The organism is Actinotalea ferrariae CF5-4 (genome assembly GCF_000603945.1).
Taxonomy (GTDB): Bacteria; Actinomycetota; Actinomycetes; order Actinomycetales; family Cellulomonadaceae; genus Actinotalea; species Actinotalea ferrariae.
In genome coordinates this window covers 1-1,894 of sequence record NZ_AXCW01000201.1, presented here as the reverse complement: position 1 = coordinate 1,894, position 1,894 = coordinate 1, and the positions used below count along the sequence as shown (strand labels likewise).

The window sequence follows — 1,894 nt, the reverse complement described above, 5'->3', positions numbered from 1 at the left end:
CCCCCCGCCGCTACGGCGGGCTCGGCCTGCCGCTGGTGCACTACGGCCGGGCGCTCATGCTCGCCAGCACGGTGCACCCGAGCCTCGGGGCGCTGCTGTCGGCGCACCAGTCGATCGGTGTCCCGGAGCCCGTGCGGATGTTCGGCACCGAGGAGCAGAAGGAGGCGTTCCTGCCGCGCTGCGCCGCGGGTGCCGTGTCGGCGTTCCTGCTCACCGAGCCGGACGTCGGCTCCGACCCGGCACGCATGCGCACCACCGCGACCCCGACCGACGACGGTGCGGCGTACCTGCTCGACGGCGTCAAGCTGTGGACCACCAACGGCCCCATCGCCGAGCTGCTCGTCGTCATGGCGGCCGTGCCGAGGAGCGACGGCCACCGCGGGGGGATCTCGGCCTTCGTCGTCGAGGCGAGCTCCCCCGGGATCACGGTCGAGCACCGGAACCGGTTCATGGGCCTGCGCGGCATGGAGAACGGCGTCACGCGCCTGCACCAGGTGCGCGTGCCCGCAGCGAACCTCGTCGGCGTGGAGGGGCAGGGCCTGCGCATCGCGCTGAGCACCCTGAACACCGGACGTCTGTCCATCCCCGCGATCTGCGCCGGCGCCGGCAAGTGGGCCCTGAAGATCGCGCGGGAGTGGTCCGCCGAGCGCGTCCAGTGGGGTCAGCCCGTCGGGCGCCACGAGGCCGTCAGCGCGAAGATCGCGTTCATCGCGGCCACGGCGTTCGGCCTGGAGTCGGTCTTCGAGGTGTCGGCGGCGCTCGCGGACGCGGGCCAGAAGGACGTCCGGATCGAGGCGGCGCTGGCGAAGCTCTGGGCGAGCGAGATGGGGTACGCCGTCGCCGACGAGCTCGTCCAGGTCCGCGGCGGCCGCGGCTACGAGACCGCGGACTCCCTCGCGGCCCGCGGCGAACGGGCCGTGGCCGTCGAGCAGATGCTGCGGGACATGCGGATCAACCGGATCTTCGAGGGCAGCTCGGAGAGCATGCGGCTGCTCATCGCCCGCGAGGCGGTGGACGCCCACCTCGCCGCCGCCGGGGAGCTCGCCTCGGCCGACGTGGACCTCGCCGCCAAGGCGCGTGCCGCCGTCGGGGCCAGCGGCTTCTACGCGAGGTGGCTGCCCGGGCTCGTCGCTGGCAAGGGGTCGTTGCCCGGCTCCTACGCCGAGTTCGGCCCGCTCGCAGGCCACCTGCGCTACGTCGAGCGGTCCTCCCGTGCGCTCGCCCGGCAGACCTTCTACGCCATGGCCCGCCACCAGGCCCGGCTCGAGCACCGGCAGGTGCTGCTGGGCCGGATCGTCGACATCGGCGCCGAGCTCTTCGCGATGACCGCCGTCTGCACCCGGGCCGAGGCGCTGCGCCGGCACGACCCCGCGACCGGCGCCGCCGCCTACCGGCTCGCGGACGCCTTCTGCCGCCAGGCGCGCAGCCGCTGCGAGCACCTCTTCCGGCAGCTGCACCACAACGACGACACGTCCGACCGGGCCGTCGCCGCGGCGGTGCTCGACGGGGAGCACCGGTGGCTCGAGGCGGGGATCCTCGACCTGTCCGAGGGGACGGGGCCGTGGATCGCCCCCGCGGACCCGGGTCCGTCGACCCACCCGGACGTGAGTCGGCGCTACCGCTGACGACGGCGCGCCGTCACCCCGGCGCTCCGTCCCCCGACGCCCACGCACGACGCACACACACGGCGCACACGCACGACGCACGCACGACGCACGACTGCGGAGGGCAAGGGATTCGAACCCTTGGTGCGGGGTCACCGCACAACGGTTTTCAAGACCGTCGCCTTCGGCCGCTCAGCCAGCCCTCCTCGCACCGCGGTGCCGGGGCGACCGCAGGTGCGGCGCTCATTGTGCCAGCGGCGTCGCCACCCCGCCGCCGCCCCCGCACCGCC

Annotated in this window: 1 protein-coding gene and 1 tRNA gene; one reads left to right on the top strand and one right to left on the bottom strand. The window is 74.6% G+C overall.

Annotated elements, in window-relative coordinates; genetic code table 11:
• Positions 1–1,625: acyl-CoA dehydrogenase family protein (locus N866_RS14315; protein ID WP_034227535.1), on the top strand; the 1,625-nt coding region annotated here is incomplete at its 5' end.
• Between the two features lie 97 nt (positions 1,626–1,722).
• Here N866_RS14315 and N866_RS14310 read toward each other — a convergent pair.
• Positions 1,723–1,810 (bottom strand) — tRNA-Ser (locus N866_RS14310).
• Between the last annotated feature and the right edge of the window lie 84 nt (positions 1,811–1,894).